This window comes from Streptomyces sp. NBC_01622, assembly GCF_045209635.1.
In the GTDB taxonomy this organism is placed as follows: domain Bacteria; phylum Actinomycetota; class Actinomycetes; order Streptomycetales; family Streptomycetaceae; genus Streptomyces.
In genome coordinates this window covers 1,300,665-1,315,807 of sequence record NZ_CP109293.1, presented here as the reverse complement: position 1 = coordinate 1,315,807, position 15,143 = coordinate 1,300,665, and the positions used below count along the sequence as shown (strand labels likewise).

Genomic DNA, 15,143 nt, shown 5'->3' with positions numbered 1-15,143 from the left:
ACGGCCGCTGCTCCAGGGGTGGTTGGTCCTCGGCTACGACACCGACGGCCAACCACCCCTGCCGTAGGGCCCGTTGGGCGGGTCAGGCGGAAGCGCCGTCGTTCTCCACTGCGGGGGCGAGGAGATGACAGAGCGAGTCGGCCAACAGACGCAGCGGGTCAGCGGTTTCCAACGGCCACTCGACGGCGATCCAGGCGGAGAAGAACGACTCGGTCTGCAGTACGGCCATCAGCGCACGCTGCCGGGCCTCCGCGGGGTCCACCCCCCGCCACCGCCCGTAGTCACCGACCAGCATGCCGACATACCGCTCGTGCGCCTCGACGTACTGCGTCCGGCCGTCGCCCAGGCTGCGCAGCGCCGTCGGGGCCGCAGCGTTGGCGACGCGACGGATCGGAGCCATCTCCCGCCAGCGGACCGCAGCCTCCTCCAGCCACGCCCGGATGTCCGCCGGCGTCCACCGGGGCAGCGCGGCCAGGTCGGCGTACGCCTCGCCCATCAGGCCGTACAAGCGCTCCACCAGCGCGTCCACGATCTCGGCCTTGCCGGGGAAGTGGGCGTAGACCGTCACCCGGGTCACCCCCGCGGCCTGGGCGATGTCCTCCATCCGCGCTTCGAGAAAAGGCTTCTCGGTGAACACGGTGACGGCCGCTTCGAGCAGTCGGCGATGGGTGAGGATCTTCTGCTCTTCGCGCAGGTTCCTGCGGGGCGTCGGCTCCATCCGCCCAGTCTCTTGCATGACGCGACTATACGGCGGCTGGGGCGAGGTCCGTCGACCGATGCTGCCCTGACCTGGTGTTTTTCCGGGTCGGGGCAGCGTTGTCGGTCAGCCGAGGCCGCGGCCCACCGTGTCCTGCCCTCACCCCACCCCTACGGCATGCGAAACGGCTTGTAGATCTGCCGGAGCGCCGACCCCGCCATGACCGACTGGCCAAGGGAGTTGGGGTGCGCGGCCGTGGTGTTCACGGCGGGGCTCAGGGACTCGATCCACCGTTCGTCGCGGGGTTGGCACATGTCGTGGCCGATCGTCGGCGTATAGGTGTCCGCGAAGGACGTACCCGCCCCGGCGGCCATCGCCTGCCGCGCCAGCGCCCGGTTGGCCTTCTTCGTCGTGTCCCGCAGATAGGCGAAGTCGCCCTTGGCGAAGGGGACTTCGGGGCAGGCGACGCCGTCGTCCGGGAAGAGCGCGGGATATCCGACGACGATCACCTTCGCGTGCGGGCTGCGCCGCCTGATGTCGGCGAGCACGTCGTGGACGCGCCCCTCCATCGCGGTGACGCGCTCCTCCAGTACGTCCTTGCCGTCCGCCGTGAAGTACCGCTCGCAGGGGCTGCCGTCCCGGTCGGAGGGGGCGAGGCGCGCGCAAGTGGCGAGCACACTGGAGAAGCCGACGTCATTGCCGCCCAGGGTCAGGGTGACGAGTCTCGTGTCAGCGGTGAGGGCGTCGATCTGCGGAGACTTGCTGCCCCGGGCGTTCCAGAAGTCGCGGGTGGTGGCACCGCTGCAGGTGACGTCCTTGAAGGCGTGACGCGGCCCGGCGACGGCGAAGAACCTGGCGATCAGACTGGGGTAACTGCCGCTCGTACGGTCGCACTCCGCGTCTTTGACGCCGCCCAGCCCGGCGCCCGAGGCGTAGGAATCGCCGAGCGCGACGTAGGGGGATCCGCCGCCGGTACTGACCACTGAGGTCTCGGCGAAAGTGGATGTGGACGCGGACACGGTCGAGATCGGGGTCGCCGTCGGCGCGCTCAGCGTGAACGCGGCGGCCGAGGTGACCACAACTGCCATGGCGGTACGGAGATTTCGCGACCGTCGGCCGGGGAAATGGGGCAATCCGAATATGGGCACGACGCCTCCGCGCTCTCGTGGACTGGGATCGCCGCGGCGTGCTGCGCTGCCGACGCCGCCGCGTAACGGAGAGCGGGCGGCCGGCTCCGTCGAAGGGCCGCGCGCTTTCTCCATGTGATCGAGGCTATGGCGGGGGCGGGGCGCCGTCCTCGTGCCGCGGGACGATCACCGCGTCCAACCGGAGATAGAGGGCTCCGTTGTGTCAGCCGTGCTGAGTGCTCTGGGTTCCCTGGAGGTTGCGGGTGAGCAGTTCGACGGACTGCGATACGCCCACCCCGCTGTCCCCCGTCTCCGGGAGCCGTCCGCCCGTCACTGTGAGGTCGGTCAGGGCCTTGTCCATCGCCTCGTGCGCGGCGAAGAGACAGGGGGTGCTGTAGATCGCGACGTCCACGCCGAGTTCCGCCAACTCGCCCAGCGACAACCGGGGGGAGCGGCCACCGGCGATCTGGTTGAACAGCAGCGGCTTGTCGCCGATGGAGTCGCGGATCCGGCGGATCGCGTCGACGTCGCGCACACCGTCCACCAGCACCACGTCGGCGTCGGTGGCGGCGAGCGCCTTGGCGCGCGTGAGGATCTCGGCCTCGTCGGTCGCGTCGGTCCGCGCGACCACGGTCAAGTCGCCGGTCCGGCAGGCCAGTACGCGTTCGAGCTTGTCGAGGTACTCGTCGAGCGGGAGGAGTTGCTTGCCCGCCACATGACCGCACCGGCGCGGGCGCTTCTGATCCTCCAGGATCACCCCCGAGGCACCGGCCCGCTCCAGCCGCCGTACGACATGACAGGCCACCTCCGGGTCGCCGTAGCCGTCGTCGATGTCCACCAGCAGGTGATGGCGGGGGAAGGCCCAGCGGAGCCGCTCAGTGAAGGCCACGATGTCCGGCCAGGCGATGAAACCGATGTCCGGCAGGCCGTAGAAGGACGCCGCGAATCCGAACCCGGAGACGAAGAGGCCGTCATAGTGCTGGGCGGCGATCGACGCCGAGTACATGTCGTACACGCCGATCAGAGGCGTTGTGCCGGAAGCGGTGATCGCGCTGCGCAGTGCGCTGCCGTGAGGCATTGAACGGGTCCTCTTGTCTCTTGCGGCGGTTGTGATGTGCGCTTGCGCAACGATCGATATGTTTTTGGGGTTACGCGGGTGCGCGGGAGACCTGGCGGTAAATCAGTGGCGTGGTGTCACAGGCGCCTGGAAACTGCCTCGGTGACCCGTACCGTCCTGCCTCAACTGCTTCGGCCCCGGGCCCTGGTGCCCGGGGACCTCGTCGTCATCGCCTCGCTGTCCGGGCCGTTGCACGCCGTCTACGAGCCCGACCTCGAGCGGGCGGTGGTCGTGCTGGAGCGGATGGGGTTCCGGGTGCGGCGGGCGCCGCTTCTGCGGGCAGGGCGGCAGCGTTGGTGGAGTGCGGCTCGGCCGGTGGAGATCGCCGAGGAGTTCAATGGGCTGCTGCGTGATCCCGAGGTGCGTGCGATCGTCGCGCACGACGGTGGTCAGACGGCGCTCGGTTACCTCGACCTGATCGACTTCGAGGCGGTCGTCGCCGACCCCAAGCCGGTCCTCGGCTACAGCGACATCTCGCTGCTGCATCTGGTGCTCTACGCGCGCACCGGTCTCGTCGGATTTCACGCCGACCTGGCCACCCCGGGACTCGGCGGGCACTGGCAGGCGGTACCCGCCGCGCGCCAAGTGGTGCTTGAGCGGCTCTACTTGAGGCTGCTGACCGGCTGCGGGGCGATCGGTGCGCTGCCGGCCACCCCGTTGTGGGAGTGCTGGCGGGCCGGTCGCGCCGAGGGCCCGCTGATCGGCGGGGTGATCAATCGGATCGTGCTGGCGCAGGCGACGCCGTACGCGCTGCCGCTCGAACGGTTCGACGGCGCCGTGCTGTTCTGGGAGGAGACGGGCGGCCAGGCAGCGTATGTGTGGAGCTATCTGCAGGTGCTGCGGCACTGCGGCATCCTCGATCGGATCTCCGGCATGGTCGTGGGCGTCCCGCACGAGATCGACGGGCTCGGGACGCACGACGACGGGTCCCCGACCCTCCGGGAAATAGTTCTCGATGTGCTCGGTGACCGTGACATCCCGGTCCTGGGCAACGTCGAGTTCGGGCACGCCGGGCCGAATCTGCCGATGCCGGTCGGTGTCCGTGCCCAACTGGACGCCGGGCAGCGGACGTTGTCGTTGCTCGAACCGGCGGTCCTCGTTCCTCAGGCCGATTTCTCGTCCGCCGCGAGGTCGGAGGGGTGACGTGCCAGAGGCGTCACTTCGATCGTCATGTAGGGGAACAGCGGTAGATCCCACAGGAGTTGGTGCAGCGCCTCGTTGCCGGCGACGTCGAAGACGCTGATGTTGGCGTACTGGCCGACGCACCGCCAGATGTGCACCCACCGCCCCGACTTCTGCAGTTCCCGGCAGTAGGCCTCGCGGGAGGGCGATACGCATGTGCACGGCGAACAGCACGGTGCGTCACGCCTGCTTCACGGCGGTGGCGATGTTGTCGGCCACGTGCTCGCCACCCTCGAAGTGGCATGCCGGCCGGCCGCGCTGATCAGCTTGCCGCAGGCGCCGTCGGTCGGGATCCGGTACGGCGTCGGCTGGATGGTGCGGATCCGGAAGCCGCCCCGGTCGTCGGCGACCACCGTGCCGCGCGGGTTCCACTCGGGCAGGCCGGGATCGAACTGGGAGTACAGGCCGTCGTTGTCGGCCTGCGACATCTCGATGGTGGCGCCGGGCGGAGGGGTACCGTCGACGGAGCGGACCCGGCCCTGGAACAGCAGCGCGGTGCCGGCCTCGCCGTCCCGCTTGGGAAGGGCCGACTCGGCAGGCAGGACAGGGGAGTTGGGCACGTAGTAGGGGCCTTCGATGGTGCCCTTGCTGCCCTCGCGGCTCGCGTTGGCGACCTCCTCGACGACATGCTCCAGCCATACGTCGAGGAAGAGCGGCCACTCGCCGTCCTCACCGACCTGGATCAGCCAGGACTTCAGCGCGTCGTACTCGGCGTAGGTCACTTCGTGGCGGCGGATGATGTCGTGCACGGCGGTGAGCAGTTCGGTGACGAGGGTGTCGACGCGTTTGGTGTCGACGTCGGCCGCGTCCGTCCGCTGCTTGCTGCGGAACTGCCCGGTGGCGGCGGCTCCCGAAGCGGCGGCGGTGGCCTGCTCGGTGGTGGTGTCGGTCATGTCGAGGAAGTTGGAGAGTTCACCCGCGAAGCGTGAGCTGCTGAGGTGGGCCGCTCCGAAGGTGACGGTGCACAACGTCCCTATCTGGCCGTCGATCTGATTGCCCATCACCACTTCCACGCCCAGCCCCTCGCAGGTGTGCAGGACGCGCTGGGAGGCGGTGAAGCCGGTGCGCGCGGCCTTGATGCTGATGGCGGTGGCCGATCCGCCGAGCAGTTCGCGGGTGACCTCGGCGGGGCCGGGTGGAGCTCTCGTCGGCGATGAACGGCACGGGGCTCCGCGCGACCAGCCAGCGGCGGCCCAACACGTCGTCGGCGGGGCAGAGTTCCTCCGTGAAGGTCAGGCCGAGGTCGGCCATCTCCCGCAGGGCGCGGGCGGACTCCGACGCCGTCCAGCCCCGGTTGCCGTCGATGTAGAGCTCCACGTCCGGGCCGAGTGCCTCGCGCAGCGCGCGACAGGCCGCGACATCCTCGGTGTAGGGGCGGCGCCCGACCTTCACCTCGAACGTGGTCACGCCGTACGTGTCCCGGATCCGTTCCGCCTCGGTGACCATGGCGGCGGCCGGGGCCAAGCCCACCATGTGGCTGACCCGCATCCGGTCGGTGTAGCCGCCGAGCAGCCCGGACACCGGAATGCCCGCGGCCTGGCCGAGGATGTCCCACAGCGCCATGTCGATCACCGCCACGATGGACTCCTGCGTCTCGCCGTACGTATACGGGCGCGGCGGCGCCTCGGCCGTGCCCGTCAGGCCCTCGTCGGTGTGGAGCCGTACCAGTACGTGATCGGCGGTGCGGGCTTCCCCGCTCGCGAATTTCAGCGGCTTCCGGTAGGGAACCCGCTGAATGGCTCCCGGACATACGGTGCGCCGGGCCGGCGACCCTGACCCGGCGTTGCCTACCCGGAGTTGGGTCAGGCTGCGGGCGTGATTGCTGCCCATACTGAGTTCCGTGAACGGAGAAACGCAGCTCGGGGATTTTCTGAAGGCTCGGCGTTCTCACCTCCGTCCTGAGGACGTCGGGGTGAGCACCTACGGGGAGCGACGACGCGTGCCCGGTCTCCGGCGCGAGGAACTGGCGCTGCTCGCGGGAGTGAGCGTCTCCTACTACACGCGGCTGGAACAGGGACAGTCGCCGAGCGCTTCGCCCGAAGTACTGGACGCGCTGGCCGGTGCCCTGCGGCTCGACGAGCCCGAGCGGCGGTATCTGCACGATCTGGCCCGCGCGGGCAGACAACGCCCCCGGGGTCGGCGGCTCCCGCCCGAGCGGGTGACGGAGGAGAACGCCCAGCTCCTGGACGTACTGGGAGACACCCCCGCGATCGTGCAGGGCCGGTGCGCCGATGTGCTGGCGTGGAACCGGCTGGGGCACGCGCTGTTCGCCGGGCACCTCGACCCCGGGGCCCCGGACCGGCCGGCCGAGCGCCCCAACCTGGCCCGGCTGGTGTTCCTGGACCCGCACACCCGCGACCTGTACGCGGACTGGCCGGGCAAGGCCAGGGCGGTGGTGGGCAACCTCCGGCTGATGGCGGGCCGGTTCCCCGACGACGCGGTGCTGCACGCGCTGGTGGGTGAACTCAGCGCCAAGAGCGGTGAGTTCGCCTCGATGTGGGCCGATCACCGCGTCAAGTCGCAGATGTTCGCCGCGTACGACATGAAGCATCCGCTGGTGGGTCCGCTCACTGCCGTGCAGCAGAGCCTCGGCCTCGGGCGCGGCATCAGCCTCGTCGTCGCCACCACCCCGGCCGACTCACCCTCGCGCGCGGCACTGGCCCTGCTCGCCCAGGCCGCCGTACCGGCGGAGTCCGCGTCGACCCGGTCCCGGGTCAGTAGGGACTGACCCCGTCCAGGGCGGTCGACCGCCGCCCGCTCAGTGTCACCACCGCATCGGCACGCTGCTGCCGCATGCCCAAAAGCAGTGCCCAAAAGCAGTGTCAGGGACCACTGCCCGAATCCACTGACCGAACCCACCTGTCAAGAAGGAACCAACCCATGCGCAAGACGCTCACCAAGTCGGTCCTGTCCACGGCGGCCGTCGTCGCGACCGCCGCCGCGGTGCTCTCCCCGGCTCCCGCGTCGGCCGCCTCCGCGCCGCTGAGCGACGCGCGGATCGCCCGCCACTTCGACCTGGCCAAGGGGCAGACCCCGGAGAACATCGCACTGGCCCCGGACGGCAGCGCCTACGTCACCTTCGCCGCCGCCCGCCAGATCGCCCGCCTCTCGCCCAAGGGCGCCACTCGGATCCTGGCCACCCTGCCCGCGCCGGCGGACGGCGGGGTCCACACCCCCGTCCTGGGCTTCGCGCTGACGTCCGGCATCGTCCGGGCCCACGACGGGACGCTGTATTTCCTGTACGCCACCGGCACCGCCGACCTCACCGGCGTATGGCGGCTGCGGCCGGGCGGCGCACCGGAGCGGATCGCCGCGCTGCCGGCGGGCGGACTGCCCAACGGCCTTGCGCTGGACGCCCGTTCGCGCTCCTTGTACGTCACCGACTCCGTGCTCGGTACCGTCTGGAAGGTGCCCGTCTCCGGCGGCACCCCCACCGCCTGGTCCACCGCCCCGGAACTGGCGTCGGCCGGCTTCCTCGGTGCCAACGGCCTGAAGATCCGGGGCGGGGCGCTCTGGGTCACCAACCTCGACCAGGGCACCGTCGTACGCATCCCCGTCCTCCGGGACGGACGCGCGGGCCGTGTCCGCACCGAGGCCACCGGTCTGCCGGGGATCGACGACTTCGCCTTCACGGGGCGCGGGGACCACCTGCTCGCCACCGTCAACGGTTCGAGCGAGGTCGTCCTCGTCGAGCCGCACATCGGCAACACCGTCGTACTGACCGAGGCCGACGGCCTGCGGAACCCCACCTCCATCGCCCTGCGCGGTGACACGGCCTACGTCCTGAGCGCGGCCTACGTCACCGCCGAGGACCCCAACCTGCTGCTCGCCCACCTGGACCGGTGACCAGGTCCGGCGGTCGCCCGGCCGTGCCGGTCTACGGGGCCGCGGGCTCCGGGTGGATCAGCTCGACGCGGTCGCGCTTGGTGCAGGGGTCCCAGTACTGCTCGGCGAGGTCGTCGGGGTCGACGACGGGGAACTCGAAACCGTTGGGCATCCTGACGGGCTCGAGTTCGGCGTTGAGGGAGTAGTGGTAGTTGCGGGCGGCGGCCATCACCGGGCTCGGTCATCGCCTGCAGCACCGCGTGGAACACCTCCACCGGGGTGAACAGGAACAGCCGGGACAGCAACTCCAGGCCGGCCACGTCCAGTTGGACGGCCGGGACGAAGGAGCTGCCGCCGCCGTTCGGGGCGTACTCGACGACGTCGAGACGGCCAGACCGGCGGCAGCCGTTTCGCCGAAGCACTGTTGACCCGTCCCGGCCGGCTCGCCGCATACGACCACCAGCCCGCCCGGATCGCGGGCCGCCCCGCGCCGAACGGCATCCTGGAATTCCGCGACTACGCCCACACGTCCGACGACTGGCGCGACCGGTACGAGCGTCACCTCGCCGCCGTCACCGACTCCGCGATCGCGGCCCGCTTCCCCACGGTCCTGCTCAACGTCGACTGGGACAACGTCGTTCGCACGGCGTTGGACGGCGCCACGGCACACGGCGTGCCGCTGCCCGGCCGGGGCGCCGACCCGGCGCGTCGTGGACCGCTGCTGACCCGGGCCGCCGTCGGCTGCCTGGCCAACCCCGCGCTTCAGACCGGGACACCGGACGACCTGGCCGATGTGCTGGAGGAGGGCATCGCGTACTACTCCCAGGTCGCCTGGGAGGCCGCTCGCGCCTACGCCGCCGACAGGGATGCCGGACCCGATGATCTTTCCGGCGCGGTTCGGCTCACTGTCCACGAGAAACGCGACCGGCCCGACGTACCGGCCGTCGACACGCTCGGTGTGCGCGGCGCCGACCTGCTCTCCCAGCACGTCGCCGTCCGGCTCGCCGAGCCCGGGCAGGCGACGGTCTTCGAAGCGGTCGCCGAGATCACCGCCCACGCCCCGGACGCGGTCCTCGTCACCGGCGCTCCCGTCGGCGGCGCGCTGTTCGACTGGCTGGCCGGCACCGCCCAGCCGCTGTGCTTCGCCCCCGCGGGCACCGACCCGCACCGCTCCCTCGACCCCGAACAGGCCTGATCGTGCAGCAGAGTTGACGGTCGTTCAGTCGCACCGTGATGAATGCTCCTCCAAGCGCTGGATCAGGTCCTCCACGTATGCGCGCGTCTCGTCGTGGCCGGCGGACATGCCCAGGCGGTCCTCCAGGACCAGGACCCGGGCGACGCAGGTGGTGAGGAACACCAGCACGATCGGGGGACAGCTCTCGGGCGGAATTCCATAGCGTTGCAGGATGCCTGGGAGGGCCTCGGCCTGTGCGGCCCGCAGCCGCTCGGCATAGTGGGCGACCTCGGCCCGAATCGCCTCGCGGTGGTTGGCCAGCGACATGAACTCCATGGTCAGCGAGGCGCCGGCCGGGTCCGTGCTGAACGCCCACAGGGCTCGCAGTGGCCGGTCGGAGGCGAGCGCCGCGGCCTGCTGTTCCAGTCCCTGTTCGGCGCGACGGCGGAACAGCGCGAGGAAGAGGTCGTCCATGGTGTGGAAGTAGTAGTGCACGAGTTGGTGCTTGAGACCGGCCTGCGCGGCAACGCGCCGTGCGGTCACGGCCGAGTAGCCCTCCGCCAGGAGCAGTTCCTCGGCGGCGTCCAGCAGCACACCGCGGTTCTTGGCGTCGGGCGAACCGTAGCGGCGAGGCGACGACGTCACACGGTCTCCGTTCCCTCGGCGTAATTCTGCCCTGCGCCGCATGCCTTGACGGCTCAGGACCCCGGCGCTAAGCATATGTCCAGCATTGCTGTACGACCGTCCAGCATCCGTGCCACGGGTGCGGCCCCAGGGGAGGACGCAGTGCCCGACTTCGGCTGCCGCCCGACTCCGTGAGGCCGGCGCGGAAGCGACGGCCTACGCCTGCGACGTCTCCGACCGCGCTGCGGTCGCAGCGGCGATCCAGGCGGTCCGCGAGGCGTACGGTCCGATCACCATCATCGTCACGAGCGCGGGCGTCGAGACGTTCGCCTCCGTCACCGACATCACACCCGATGCCTGGGACCGGATCATGGCGGTCAACCTCACCGGCACGTTCACCTGTGTTCAGGCCGTCATCCCCGACATGCGTGCCGAGAAGTGGGGGCGGATCGTCACCATCTCGTCCTCCAGCGCCCAGCACGGCGCCCCCGACATGGCCCACTACGTCGCCGCCAAAGGCGGCGTCATCGCCCTGACCAAGGCGCTCGCCGTCGAACTGGCCGCGGAAGGAATCACCGCCAACACCGTCCCGCCCTCGATCGTCGACACCCCGATGGCCCGCGAGGCCGAAAAGCGCGGGGATTTCATCGGCGTCGACACCGTCGCCGGCATGACCCCGGTGCGCCGTGCCGGAACGCCGGACGACATCGCGGCAGCCTGCGCCTTCCTCTGCTCCGACCAAGCCGGATTCATCACCGGCCGGCAGATCGGCGTTAACGGCGGCTGGTACATGTGAGGCGGTCTGCCGCGACGTCTGAGCGGCGTCCCCACCCTCACGGGTGGGGACAGGCGTCCAACGGGCGGAACGGCTGCAGGAAGCGGATCCCGTCCTCGATGCTGCCGTCCATCAGTTCCAGCAGCTGGGGCACCAGGTCCTGCATGCGGGGTGCCCGCAGATGGCCTTCGAGGGCCTCGCGGCTCTCCCAGCGCTCGAAGATGACGAACGTGCCCGGTTCTCCCTCGACCTGGTGAGCCTCGTAGTCGATGTTGCCCGCGTCGTGGCGTGATGCGGTGACGGCGGCTGTCATGAACGCCTTCATCGCGGCTTCCTTCCCGGATCTGGCCCGGGCTTCCCACAACACGGTGACGTACTGGTTCGACGTGGTGGTCATGCTTGCTCCTCCTGATTCCGAACAGCGTCGTTGTGCGCCGTTCACGACTCGACACTGAGCCCCCGGGGAGCGTCGGCGGGAGCTACGTGCCTTCGTGGTACAGCGCGTACCACCCAGCGGGACGGGGTGTGCGGGAGGATGGTGTGCATGGATCAACTCGGTGCCGCGTTGCGGGCGTGGCGGGACCGGCTGGATCCCGCGACGGCGGGCTTCGCACACGGCTCACCCCGTCGGGTCCCCGGTCTGCGACGCGCGGAGCTGGCGACGCTGGCCGGCATCTCGGTCGAGTACGTGGTCCGGCTGGAGCAGGGACGGGTGGCGACACCCTCGGCACAGGTCTGCTCGGCCCTGGCCCGCGCCCTGCACCTGTCCGACGACGAGCACGCACACCTCTTGCGCATGGCCGGCCACGCGGCGGATCCGACCCGGGTTCCGCGAATGATCCCGGGGAGCCTGTACCGGATCGTCGACCAGCTCGCCGGCAACCCGTTGGCGATCTACGACGCCACCTGGCAGTTGCTGCACTGGAATCCGCTGTTCGCGGCCACGTTCGGCGATCCCACGGTCCGCGGTGTGGGAGACCGCAACGTCCTGGTCTGGCAGTTCCTGGGTGAGCTGCCCAGGGTCCGGCAGACGGCGGCCGAGCGGACGGCGTTCGAGGAGTCCCTCGTCGCCGACCTGCGCGCGACGACGAGCCGGTACCCCGACGATCCCGACCTCGCGGCGCTGGTGTCGAGGCTGAACCTCAGCCCACGGTTTGGCGAGTTGTGGAGCCGCCGAGCGGTGGGCGGTCACCAGAGCGCGCACAAACTCGTCCAGCACCCGGACGTCGGAGACATCGCCATGAACTCCGACATCCTCACCACCCAGGACACGAACCTCCGCCTCGTGGTGTACACGCCGCAGCCGGGCACCGACGCCCGCAGCAAACTCGAATTCCTCGCGGCCATCGGTGTCCAGAGGATGTCTCCTCAGGGATGAAGCCCCGCGGTCCGCCTCGTCCCGTGGACCGGGCCGCCGGGTGGTACGCGCCGTACCAGGAAGTCCCGTAGCTCCCGCCGACCCTCCCGGCGACCCAGCATGAAGTGCGTGAACAGCGCACGACCGTGCTGTTTGGACCAGGAGGAGCCAGCATGACCACCACATTCATCACCGGGGCCAACAAGTCCCTCGGTCTTGAGACCGCTCGTCGTCTCGTCGAGGCGGGACACACCGTCCTCCTCGGTGCCCGCGACCGTGAGCGCGGTCGGGCCGCGGGCGATTCGCTCGGCGCCCGGTTCGTCCAGATCGACGTGACCGACGACGCCTCGGTCCGGGCCGCGGCCGCGGATGTCGCCGCGCATGAGGGAACGATCGACGTCCTGGTCAACAACGCCGGAGTCCTCGGCAAGGTCGGCCCCGTCGAGGGATACACCGCGGCCGACGTGAGCGCCGTACTCGACGTGAACGTCGTCGGGATCGTGCGTGTCACGCACGCCTTCCTCCCGCTGCTTCGTACGTCGCCGAACCCGGTCATCGTCAACGTGTCCAGCGGCATGGGCTCCTTCGGCATGACCCAGGACCCGGCGCGGATCGAGTCGCAGTACGCCCTGCCCCTCTACTGCGCATCTAAGGCCGCGGTCACGATGCTCACGACGCAGTACGCCAAGGAACTGAAGGACGTGAAGGTCAACGCCGCGGACCCCGGGCAGACCGCGACCGACTTCACCGGTGGCCTCGGACACAGCGTCGCCGCCGGCGCGGAGTCCATCGTGACCCTCGCGACGATCGGCCCGGACGGACCGACGGGACAGTTCATCGACCGATCCGGGAACCTCCCGTGGTGAACCTGCCCACGAAGGCAGGCCGTGCCCGCGCTGGTCAATGGTTCCGGCCACGAGCGGATCACAAGGGTCGGAACACCGTCGAGCGCCTGATCGGCGAAGTGAAGGACTGGTAGGGCATCACGACTCGATACGACAAGTCACCCGAGAGCTACCTCACCGCCCTCCACCTCCGTGCCGCCCGCGTCCGGATCAACGACCGGCTGAAGGCAACCGCCCGATCACAGCATCACGCAGGCCTAGTCGACGGGGTCCAGATAGAAGTTCGCCTGCGAGGCCCGGTCGCCCTCGGTGCGGACGATGACGACACCCCTCATCAACTGGGGCGTTCCATCGACGGTGGTGCCGGACATCTCCCACTCGCTCCAGATGATGTCGCCGTCCTCGACGGCCCGAAGTACACGCGCCTCGATGTCCGGCACACGGGCGAAGAGGCCGGCCCAGTTGCTGCGGACGACTTCCTGTCCTACGAAACTGCGCGCCGGGTGGGTCGGCGTGTCGCAGCGGTAGTCCTCCGTGAAACAGGAGACCAGTGCCTCAAGATCGTGCGCCGAGATCGCCTTCTGCAGGTCGTCGAGGAACGTGGACATGCAACTTCCTTTCGTTCGAGCGGAGTTGGGATACGGAGGTGCCGCCGTAGATACGCTGGATGCGGGCGTCGGCGTACCGGCGGCAGATCGGGGATTCCCACATGTAGCCGTAGCCGCCGAACATCTGCAGGCAGTCGTCGACGACCTGACCCTGCAGTTCGGTGGTGACGAGTTTCGCCTCGGCGGCCTCGTCGGCGGTGAGCGTGCCCCGGTTGTGGGCGAGGACGCAGGCGTCGACGAAGGCCTGGGCCGAGGTGATCCGCGCCCGCATCGCGGCCAGCCGGAAACGGGTGTCCTGGAACTTCGCCAGCGGACGACCGAAGGCGGAGCGTTGCTTGGTGTAGGCGATGGTCTCCCGCAGTGCCGCCCCGGCGTGGGCCGCCGCGCCCATGGCGACGACGAGCCGTTCCAGGGCGAACTGCCGCGCCGGCTGGCCGCGGAGGGCGTCTCCTTCCAGCAGATCCGGGACCAGCTGCGGCGTGATGTGGCCATCGCGGCGCCAGCCACGGGCACCGTCTCCATCGAGGACATCTCGCAGCAGTTGGGCTTCTCCGAACCCAGCGCCTTCCACCGCGCCTTCAAGCGCTGGACCGGTTCCGCTCCCCGCTCCTACCAACCGGGCGGCTGAGCCACGTGCCACCGAGTGAACGACCGGGTCAACGACCTTGAGCGCTACGGTCACGGCAGCCACCCGGCCCCAAGTCGTACGGTCGCGTCATGACCGAAGAGCTGATCCCCGACGTCGTAGAGACAGGTACAAGCGTGACGCCGGCCGGGAAAGCAGGGCTCGGGCGTGTGGGGATCTGGACCGCGAGTCTGGACGCGGTACCTCCGTCGGTGGCCGGGCAGATCGCGGCCGAGCTCGAAGCCCAGGGCTGGGGCACCCTGTGGTGCGGCGAAGCCTACGGCCGGGAGGCGTTCACCCAGGCAGGGCTGCTGCTCGCCGCCACCGGGCGCATGCGCGTGGCGACCGGCATCGCCAACATCTGGGCACGCGACGCGGTCGCGGCCAACGCGGCGTCCCGCACCCTGGCCGCGGCCTACGGAGGACGGTTCGTACTCGGGCTCGGAGTCAGCCACCGGCCACTGGTCGAACGGGTGCGCGGCGGCAGTTACGCCAAACCGGTCGCCGCCATGCGCGACTACCTGACGGCGATGGCGGGAGCGACCTTCTACGCCGCGGAGGCCGACGCGCCGCGCCCGCCCGTCCTGGTCGCCGCCCTCGGTCCCCGGATGCTGGAGGTGACCCGTGAACTCGCCGACGGCAGCCATCCTTACCTGGTGACGCCGGCACAGACGGCCGAGGTGCGGGCCGCTCTGGGGCCGGACAAGATCGTGGCCGTCGAGATGGGGGCAGTGCTCACCGCCGACCGCGAGACGGCGCTGCGTCGGGCGCACACCCACCTGGACATCTACACCGGCCTGCCGAACTACCGCAACAACTGGCTGCGGGGCGGCTTCGACGAAACGGACCTCGTCCGCGGCGGCTCCGACAGGCTGGCCGAAGCACTCGTCGCTTGGGGCGACGAAGCGGCGATCCTCGGCCGCGTGCGCGACCATCTCGCCGCCGGGGCCGACCACGTGTGCGTCCAGGTCCTGATGGAATCCCCCTTCGACGTACCGACCGAGCCGTGGCGGGAGCTCGCACCCGCGCTGGTCGGCGCCCTCTGTCCCGGGGACACCGGCTGGAAGGCCGCGGCCACCCCGCTGGAAGGAGATCCCGACCCGCTGGGGAAGCTGCGGAGCAAGTGAGCGAGCTTCACCGGCCCAACTGGGCCGGTGGGGCGAGGACGACGAGCTCGGCACGCTCAA

18 protein-coding genes and 3 pseudogenes are annotated in these 15,143 nt (G+C 70.1%); 10 read left to right on the top strand and 11 right to left on the bottom strand.

Features of this window, described 5'->3' with window-relative positions; genetic code table 11:
* Positions 1-82: 82 nt before the first annotated feature.
* The 3 genes from OH768_RS06095 to OH768_RS06085 form a co-directional block, all read right to left on the bottom strand.
* Complete coding sequence (locus tag OH768_RS06095) at positions 83-736, bottom strand: TetR/AcrR family transcriptional regulator (RefSeq protein WP_406450810.1); 654 nt, start codon at positions 734-736, stop codon at positions 83-85.
* Between the two features lie 131 nt (positions 737-867).
* Positions 868-1,785 carry an SGNH/GDSL hydrolase family protein gene (locus OH768_RS06090; RefSeq protein ID WP_406450808.1) on the bottom strand — a complete coding sequence of 306 codons (918 nt, stop codon included), beginning with the start codon at positions 1,783-1,785 and terminating at the stop codon, positions 868-870.
* Positions 1,786-2,047: 262 nt separating this feature from the next.
* Positions 2,048-2,902 carry an oxaloacetate decarboxylase gene (locus OH768_RS06085; protein ID WP_406450806.1) on the bottom strand — a complete coding sequence of 285 codons (855 nt, stop codon included), beginning with the start codon at positions 2,900-2,902 and terminating at the stop codon, positions 2,048-2,050.
* Between the two features lie 141 nt (positions 2,903-3,043).
* On the opposite strand from OH768_RS06085, the gene OH768_RS06080 reads away from it, so the two are divergent.
* A complete protein-coding gene (locus OH768_RS06080) occupies positions 3,044-4,084 on the top strand; it encodes an LD-carboxypeptidase (protein ID WP_406450804.1) in 1,041 nt (346 codons plus the stop codon).
* Here the strand turns inward: OH768_RS06080 and OH768_RS06075 are convergent.
* The 3 genes and pseudogenes from OH768_RS06075 to OH768_RS06065 all read right to left on the bottom strand — a co-directional run.
* Positions 4,045-4,260, bottom strand: a pseudogene (locus tag OH768_RS06075) (muconolactone Delta-isomerase family protein); the annotation flags it as partial. The gene OH768_RS06080 and the pseudogene OH768_RS06075 overlap by 40 nt on opposite strands.
* A gap of 54 nt (positions 4,261-4,314) precedes the next feature.
* On the bottom strand, positions 4,315-4,872 hold the full coding sequence (locus OH768_RS06070) for a dioxygenase (RefSeq protein ID WP_406465157.1): 558 nt from the start codon (positions 4,870-4,872) through the stop codon (positions 4,315-4,317).
* A 99-nt stretch (positions 4,873-4,971) separates the two neighbouring features.
* Positions 4,972-5,860, bottom strand: a pseudogene (locus OH768_RS06065) (enolase C-terminal domain-like protein); the annotation flags it as partial.
* 103 nt (positions 5,861-5,963) lie between these two features.
* Here OH768_RS06065 and OH768_RS06060 point away from each other — a divergent pair.
* The gene (locus OH768_RS06060; RefSeq protein ID WP_406450802.1) at positions 5,964-6,851 is read left to right on the top strand and encodes a helix-turn-helix domain-containing protein; all 888 of its coding nucleotides are present in this window, start codon (positions 5,964-5,966) and stop codon (positions 6,849-6,851) included.
* A 152-nt stretch (positions 6,852-7,003) separates the two neighbouring features.
* A complete protein-coding gene (locus OH768_RS06055; protein WP_406450800.1) occupies positions 7,004-7,969 on the top strand; it encodes an SMP-30/gluconolactonase/LRE family protein in 966 nt (321 codons plus the stop codon).
* Positions 7,970-8,000: 31 nt separating this feature from the next.
* Here the strand turns inward: OH768_RS06055 and OH768_RS06050 are convergent, their stop codons facing one another.
* Positions 8,001-8,177, bottom strand: coding sequence for a hypothetical protein (locus OH768_RS06050; protein WP_406450798.1), 177 nt, complete (start codon positions 8,175-8,177; stop codon positions 8,001-8,003).
* 195 nt (positions 8,178-8,372) lie between these two features.
* On the opposite strand from OH768_RS06050, the gene OH768_RS06045 reads away from it, so the two are divergent.
* Positions 8,373-9,143: a hypothetical protein gene (locus tag OH768_RS06045; RefSeq protein ID WP_406450796.1), complete on the top strand. Its 771-nt coding sequence runs from the start codon at positions 8,373-8,375 to the stop codon at positions 9,141-9,143.
* 24 nt (positions 9,144-9,167) lie between these two features.
* On the opposite strand, the gene OH768_RS06040 is transcribed toward OH768_RS06045, so the two are convergent.
* Complete coding sequence (locus tag OH768_RS06040) at positions 9,168-9,767, bottom strand: TetR/AcrR family transcriptional regulator (protein ID WP_406450794.1); 600 nt, start codon at positions 9,765-9,767, stop codon at positions 9,168-9,170.
* 118 nt (positions 9,768-9,885) lie between these two features.
* Here OH768_RS06040 and OH768_RS06035 point away from each other — a divergent pair, with 118 nt between their 5' ends.
* Positions 9,886-10,542, top strand: a complete 657-nt coding sequence (locus OH768_RS06035) for an SDR family NAD(P)-dependent oxidoreductase (protein ID WP_406450792.1) — start codon at positions 9,886-9,888, stop codon at positions 10,540-10,542.
* 37 nt (positions 10,543-10,579) lie between these two features.
* Here OH768_RS06035 and OH768_RS06030 read toward each other — a convergent pair whose 3' ends face one another.
* The gene (locus tag OH768_RS06030; protein WP_406450790.1) at positions 10,580-10,918 is read right to left on the bottom strand and encodes a putative quinol monooxygenase; all 339 of its coding nucleotides are present in this window, start codon (positions 10,916-10,918) and stop codon (positions 10,580-10,582) included.
* A 147-nt stretch (positions 10,919-11,065) separates the two neighbouring features.
* On the opposite strand from OH768_RS06030, the gene OH768_RS06025 reads away from it, so the two are divergent.
* The 3 genes and pseudogenes from OH768_RS06025 to OH768_RS06015 all read left to right on the top strand — a co-directional run.
* On the top strand, positions 11,066-11,899 hold the full coding sequence (locus OH768_RS06025; protein ID WP_406450788.1) for a helix-turn-helix domain-containing protein: 834 nt from the start codon (positions 11,066-11,068) through the stop codon (positions 11,897-11,899).
* Positions 11,900-12,051: 152 nt separating this feature from the next.
* Positions 12,052-12,744, top strand: coding sequence for an SDR family NAD(P)-dependent oxidoreductase (locus tag OH768_RS06020; RefSeq protein WP_406450786.1), 693 nt, complete (start codon positions 12,052-12,054; stop codon positions 12,742-12,744).
* A 23-nt stretch (positions 12,745-12,767) separates the two neighbouring features.
* Positions 12,768-12,950, top strand: a pseudogene (locus OH768_RS06015) (hypothetical protein); the annotation flags it as partial.
* A 30-nt stretch (positions 12,951-12,980) separates the two neighbouring features.
* Here the strand turns inward: OH768_RS06015 and OH768_RS06010 are convergent.
* Positions 12,981-13,331 (bottom strand): nuclear transport factor 2 family protein, encoded by a 351-nt coding sequence (locus OH768_RS06010; RefSeq protein WP_406450784.1) that lies wholly within the window; start codon positions 13,329-13,331, stop codon positions 12,981-12,983.
* Positions 13,279-13,722: an acyl-CoA dehydrogenase family protein gene (locus OH768_RS06005; protein ID WP_406450782.1), complete on the bottom strand. Its 444-nt coding sequence runs from the start codon at positions 13,720-13,722 to the stop codon at positions 13,279-13,281. Before OH768_RS06005 ends, OH768_RS06010 begins: the two co-directional genes overlap by 53 nt.
* Here OH768_RS06005 and OH768_RS06000 point away from each other — a divergent pair.
* Entirely contained in the window at positions 13,705-13,959 is a 255-nt protein-coding gene (locus OH768_RS06000) for a helix-turn-helix domain-containing protein (RefSeq protein WP_406450780.1), read from the top strand. The two genes, OH768_RS06005 and OH768_RS06000, sit on opposite strands and share 18 nt — an antisense overlap.
* A gap of 89 nt (positions 13,960-14,048) precedes the next feature.
* A complete protein-coding gene (locus OH768_RS05995) occupies positions 14,049-15,083 on the top strand; it encodes a TIGR03620 family F420-dependent LLM class oxidoreductase (protein ID WP_406450778.1) in 1,035 nt (344 codons plus the stop codon).
* Positions 15,084-15,143: the final 60 nt, after the last annotated feature.